This window comes from Salipiger sp. HF18 (genome assembly GCF_011806505.1).
In the GTDB taxonomy this organism is placed as follows: domain Bacteria; phylum Pseudomonadota; class Alphaproteobacteria; order Rhodobacterales; family Rhodobacteraceae; genus Salipiger; species Salipiger thiooxidans.
Genome location: NZ_JAATOS010000238.1, coordinates 1 through 6187 on the forward strand (window position 1 = coordinate 1; position 6187 = coordinate 6187).

A 6187-nucleotide genomic window follows, 5' to 3' on the forward strand; every position below is an offset into this window, starting at 1 on the left:
CCGGCGCGGCCTCGACGGCTTCGGGAGCCGCTGCGGCCTCGGGCTCCGGGACCTCGGCAGCAGGCGCCTCGGGCGCTTCGACCACGGCGGCTGCTTCAGGCTCGCTGGCCGGAGCCGCCTCGGCGGTTTCCGTCACCTCTTCGGTCTTCTTGGCGCGGGAGCGCGACCGCGAGCGGGTGCGCTTGGGCTTGGCGGGCGCTTCCTCCTCGGCCGGGGCGGCCTCGGGGGTCTCGGCGGCCGGGGCCTCCTCGGGGGCTTCGGTCACAACCTCGGCCGCTGCCTCTGCCGCGACCGGGGTGGCCGGCGCTTCCGCCGTCACCTCGTCCGACGCGTCGGGATCGCCGTTGTCGTTACCCTCGTCCGAGCCATCGCTCTCGCCGTTCTCGTCGTTCTCGCGCGACTTCGAGCGCGAGCGACGCCGACGCCGACGGCGCTTCTTGGGCTTGTCGTCGTCGTCCTGCGGCGTCGGGGTCTCGACCGTGGTCTCCTCCTCGACTTCCTCGACCTCCTCGACTTCCGCCTCGAGCGCGTCCTCGTCGACCTGGTCCATCAGCGTGGTGTCGACCGACACCACCGGCGCCACGACCTCGGGCACGTTGCGCGTCGCGGTCTTGAACTTCTCCATCGAGAAGTCCGGCGAGACCAGATGCGTGTCGCCTTCGATGCGCACGGCCATGCCGTAGCGCGCCTCGATCATAGCGACATGCTCGCGCTTCTGGTTCATCAGGTAGTTTGCGATGCCCACCGGCACCTTGACCAGAACCTCGCGCGAGCGGCGGCGGGTGCCCTCTTCCTCGATCTGGCGCAGGATGTTCAGCGCCATGTTGTCGTCCGAGCGGATCAGGCCGGTGCCGTGGCAGGCCGGGCACGGCTGCGTGGTGGCCTCGATCATGCCCGGGCGCAGACGCTGGCGCGACATCTCGAGCAGGCCGAAGCCCGAGATCCGGCCCACCTGGATGCGGGCCCGGTCGGTCTTGAGCTTGTCCTTGAGTTTCTTCTCGACTGCGGCGTTGTTCTTGCGCTCTTCCATGTCGATGAAGTCGATGACGATCAGACCGGCAAGGTCGCGCAGACGCAGCTGTCGGGCCACCTCCTCGGCGGCCTCGAGGTTGGTCTTGAGCGCGGTCTCCTCGATCGAGCCTTCCTTGGTGGCCCGGCCGGAGTTCACGTCGATGGCCACCAGCGCCTCGGTCACGCCGATGACGATGTAGCCGCCGGACTTGAGCTGGACCGTCGGGTTGAACATCGAGCTGAGGTAGCTCTCGACCTGGTAGCGCGCGAAGAGCGGCATCGGGTCGGCGTAGTGCTTCACGTTCTTCGCGTGGGACGGCATGATCATCTTCATGAAGTCCTTGGCGATGCGGTAGCCGCGGTCGCCTTCCACGTGAACCTCGTCGATCTCGCGATTGTAGAGGTCGCGGATCGAGCGCTTGATGAGGTCACCCTCCTCGTAGATCTTGGCGGGCGCGATGCTTTGCAGCGTGAGGGCGCGGATCTGCTCCCACAGGCGCTGGAGGTACTCGTAGTCGCGCTTGATCTCGGTCTTGGTGCGCTTGGCGCCAGCGGTGCGGATGATCAGGCCCGCGCCCTTGGGCACGTCGATCTCGGCGGCGATCTGCTTGAGCTTGGAGCGGTCGGTGGTGTTGGTGATCTTGCGCGAGATGCCACCGCCACGGGCGGTGTTCGGCATCAGCACACAGTAGCGGCCCGCCAGCGACAGGTAGGTGGTCAGCGCGGCGCCCTTGTTGCCACGTTCTTCCTTGACGACCTGCACCAGCATGATCTGGCGCACCTTGATGACTTCCTGGATCTTGTACTTCCGCGGGCGCGGCTTGCGCTTGGGGCGGATGTCTTCCTCGGTGTCGTCGTCGGCCACGGATTCGATGCTGTCGTCGCCGGAGACGTGATCGTCGTCGTCCTCATCCTCGTCGTCGGCCTCGGTGTCGCGGGCCTCGGGTGCCTCGTCCTCGTCCGCGATCGCCTCGGCAGCCGCCTCGTCGGACGCGGCCTCTTCGGTTGCGGTCCCGGTGGTCACGATGTCTTCGCTGTCGCCGGATTCGGGCGCGTCGGCGGGCTCGGCCACGGGGGCCTCGTCCACCAGCACCATGGGCGACAGACCCTCGGCGGTGTCCTCGCCGTGCTCCTCGCCACCAAGGTCGATGGTCTCCATCCCCTTGATCTCGGAGACGTCCGCCGAGGTGGTCTTGTCGTCGCTGCGGGTCTTCTCGGCCTTGGACCGGGTGCGCGAACGGGACCGGCGCGACCGCGCGGAGCGCGCGCGCGACTTTTCCTTCTCGTCGTCCTCGTCATCGGCCTCGGCGGCAAGCGCGGCCTCTTCCTCCATCAGCGCCTGACGGTCGGCGACGGGGATCTGGTAGTAATCCGGGTGGATCTCCGAGAAGGCGAGGAAGCCGTGACGGTTCCCGCCGTAATCCACGAAGGCCGCCTGTAGGGACGGCTCGACGCGCGTCACCTTGGCGAGATAGATGTTGCCGGCTAGCTGACGCTTGTTTTCCGACTCGAAGTCGAATTCCTCGACCTTGTTTCCGTCGACCACCACGACGCGGGTCTCTTCCGCGTGGGTGGCGTCGATGAGCATTTTCTTTGCCATGTTGTCCGTCTGCACGGCGCAAGCGCCCCTCCTCCACCGGGAGGGGGACGAAGGGGAGTTGCGGCGTGGCTTGTCTGGGCGAGTTGCGGCGCGCAGGCACGGGAAGACGCTTGGTCTTCGCCCTGGTGCCTCGTCTGCGTCGCACGCTTCATCGCGGTTCTTCTCCGACGCTGGCACGGGCCTTGCCGCGCTGCGCCTGTTATCTGCCCGCAACCGTGAGGCGGTCCGGGCGGTCTTCGGGTGGCCTTGCGGCCCGATCGGTCTGCACCGGGTCCTTGTCGGGGACGCGCCGGCGCAGCGAAACTCTCTGGCATCGCCAAGCATTATGGGAGGCCTGACAGCCAGCATAAGGGAAGGGGTGTGGAAAAGACAATATGGAATGTGACAGTTGCGATTTTCCGCGCGCGAAGCGGCGCCCCGCCCCGATGCAACTCCCCGCCCGGTGCCGCGTTGGGTCCCCGGGTGCCGCGCATCGCGGCGCCGTCTGACGAGAAGGAGCACGACATGATCCGCAAGAAGGGATCCGCGAACTGGAAGGGCAGCCTCAAGGAAGGCACCGGCACAATCTCGACCGAATCCGGCGTGCTGGACGAGGTGAACTACGGCTTCAACAAGCGCTTCGAGGGCGCGCCGGGCAGCAACCCCGAGGAGCTGATCGGGGCCGCACACGCGAGCTGCTTCTCGATGGCGCTGAGCATGGTGCTGGGCGAGGCCGGCTTCACCCCGGACGATATCTCGACCGTCGCCACCGTCTCGCTCGAGAAGAGCGACGCCGGCTTCGCGGTGACCGCGAGCCACCTCGACGTGACCGCCAAGGTGCCCGGCGCCACGGCCGAGCAGTTCGCCGAGGCCGCAGCTACGGCCAAGGAGAATTGTCCGATTTCGAAGCTTCTGAGCGCCGAGATCACCATGGACGCCACGCTGGCGTAACGGCAGCAAGGGGGCGCTGCCCCCTCCGCGCGCCGGGGCGCGCTCACCCCCGGGATATTTGAAGGCCAGTGGAAGACAGGGCGACGCGCGCGTGTTTTCCACTGGCCAAAAATATCCCCGCCGGAGGCCTCTGGCGTGTCACCGGGGGGGGCCGGACGTCAGCCGAAGGCCTTGAGGCGCTTGATCAGGCTCGAGGTGTCCCAGCGGCCGCCGCCCATCGCCTGCACGTCCTTGTAGAACTGGTCCACGAGCGCGGTGACGGGGAGCGGCGCACCGATCTCCTCGGCGGTGGCGAGGCAGATCGCGAGGTCCTTGCGCATCCAGTCGACCGCGAAGCCGTGCTCGAACTTGTCGTCGATCATGGTGCCGTAGCGGTTCACCATCTGCCACGAGCCGGCGGCGCCGCCGCCGATCACGTCGACCACAGCACGGCCGTCGATACCTGCCTTCTCGGCGAAGGCCAGCCCCTCGGAGAGGCCCTGTACGAGGCCCGCGATGCAGATCTGGTTGACCATCTTGCACTTCTGGCCGGCGCCGCTGTCGCCGATCCGGCGGCAGAGCTTCGAGTAGGCGTCGATGACCGGCTCGGACATGTCGTAGTCCGGCTGGTCGCCGCCGCACATCACCACGAGCTGGCCGTTCTCGGCCCCCGCCTGCCCGCCCGAGACCGGCGCATCGACGAAGCCGAAGCCGTTTTCCTTCGCGACTTCATAGAGTTCTGCCGTGACCTTCGAGCTCACCGTGGTGTGGTCGACGAAGATTGCCCCCTCGGACATGCCCGCGAAGGCACCGTCCTCGCCGAGGCAGACCGAGCGCAGGTCGTCGTCGTTGCCGACGCAGGCCATGACGAACTCGGCGCCCTCGGCGGCCTCGCGCGGGGTCGGCGCCATCTTGCCGCCGTGTTCGGTCGTCCAGGCCTCGGCCTTTGCGGCGGTCCGGTTGTAGACCGTGACCTCGTGACCGGCTTTCACCATATGCCCGGCCATGGGATATCCCATCACCCCGAGCCCCAGGAATGCGCATTTCGCCATGGTTCAACCCTCCGTTATCGCTGACGTTGGCTGTGTTGTCGCCGCTCCCCCGGGCCTTGGCAAGGGGGCGGCCACGCGGTAAGCCCGCCCGAAGACCGGTGAACGGGGAAATCCTGATGGCGACACTCTTCCGATGGCTCCTGAGGCTCGCGTCCACGGCGATCCTCCTTTCCGTCGTCGTGGTGGGTCTGGTCTACTACCTCGGCTCGCGGTCGCTGCCGGATTACGACAAGGATTTGACCGTCGCCGGCATCGGCGCCGAGGTCGATATCGTGCGCGACAATGCCGCCGTGCCGCACATCTTCGCCGCCTCCGACGAGGACGCCTATTTCGGGCTGGGCTATGCCCATGCGCAGGACCGGCTCTGGCAGATGGTGCTGATGCGGCGCACCGTGCAGGGGCGGCTCTCGGAGATCTTCGGGCGGCGCACGCTCGAGACCGACATCCTGATGCGCAGACTTGACCTTTACCCGCTCGCCACCCGCTCGGTCTCCTCGCAGACGCCCGAGACGCTGGCGGCGCTCCGCGCCTATTCGGCCGGGGTGAACGCGCGCATCACCGAGATCAACGAGCACAGCCTCGGGCGCGGCGCGCCGGAGTTCTTCCTCTTCGACGCACCCATTGCGCCGTGGCAGCCCGCCGACAGCATCTCGCTGGTCAAGCTGATGGCGCTGCAGCTCTCGGGCCAGTTCCGCGACGAGATCCTGCGCGCCCGGACCTCGCTGCTGCTGCCCGATCCCAAGCGGCTCGCCGACATCCTGCCCGACATCCCCGGCACCGGCACCGCCGCCCTGCCCGACTACGCCAGCCTCTTTCCCGGCCTGCAAATGCCGCGCTACGCCGCGCGGGACCCCGGGACATCCCCCTACAAGGACCGGCTCTCGCCCTTCGCCGAGCGCGGCTTCGCCGGCGCCTCCAACGCCTGGGCCGCGGCGCCCGCGCGCTCGGCCGGGGGCGGCACGCTTCTCGCCAACGACCCGCATCTGGGGTTCACCGCGCCCTCGACCTGGTATCTCGCGCGGCTCGAGCTGTCCTCGGGCGGCGTGATCGGCGCCACCGTGCCCGGCATTCCCGCGGTGATGCTCGGCCGGTCGCAGAAGCTGGCCTGGGGGCTGACCTCGTCCTACCTCGACGACCAGGACCTGCACATCGAGGAGCTGAACCCCGAGAACCCGCAGGAATACCGCACGCCCGACGGCTGGAAGCGCTTCCAGACCCGCCGCTCGATCGTCGAGATCCGCGGCGAGGCGCCGGTCACCGTCACCCTGCGCTGGACCGACAACGGCCCCGTCCTGCCCCGCACCCGCTTCGAACTCGACGCCATCACGCCCCCGGGCCACGTGGTGTCGATGAACTGGACGGCGCTCTCGGGCAGTGACACCTCGGTCAGCGGCGCGCTTCGCCTGATGGCGGCGGGGAGCGTGCAGGAAGCGCTCGACGAGGCGACACCGCTTTATGTCGCGCCGTCGCAGATGCTGACGCTGATCGACAGCGAGCACATCGCGATGAAGCTGATCGGCGCCATGCCCCTGCGCGATCCGGCCCACCAGAGCCAGGGCCGCATGCCCTCGCCCGGCTGGGTCGAGGCCAACCGCTGGCAGGGCGTCTTCCCCGA

At 68.2% G+C, this 6187-nt stretch carries 4 protein-coding genes; 2 read left to right on the forward strand and 2 right to left on the reverse strand.

The window, feature by feature from the left end; translation table 11 throughout:
- On the reverse strand, nt 1–2611 hold a 2611-nt coding region (locus HC022_RS17035), incomplete at its 3' end, for a ribonuclease E/G (protein WP_167453225.1).
- A gap of 504 nt (nt 2612–3115) precedes the next feature.
- Here HC022_RS17035 and HC022_RS17040 point away from each other — a divergent pair.
- The gene (locus tag HC022_RS17040; RefSeq protein WP_008883862.1) at nt 3116–3541 is read left to right on the forward strand and encodes an OsmC family protein; all 426 of its coding nucleotides are present in this window, start codon (nt 3116–3118) and stop codon (nt 3539–3541) included.
- Nucleotides 3542–3699: 158 nt separating this feature from the next.
- On the opposite strand, the gene HC022_RS17045 is transcribed toward HC022_RS17040, so the two are convergent.
- Entirely contained in the window at nt 3700–4572 is an 873-nt protein-coding gene (locus tag HC022_RS17045) for an NAD(P)-dependent oxidoreductase (RefSeq protein WP_167453226.1), read from the reverse strand.
- A gap of 116 nt (nt 4573–4688) precedes the next feature.
- Here HC022_RS17045 and HC022_RS17050 point away from each other — a divergent pair.
- A partial coding sequence (locus HC022_RS17050; protein ID WP_167453227.1) for a penicillin acylase family protein occupies nt 4689–6187 on the forward strand: 1499 nt, incomplete at its 3' end.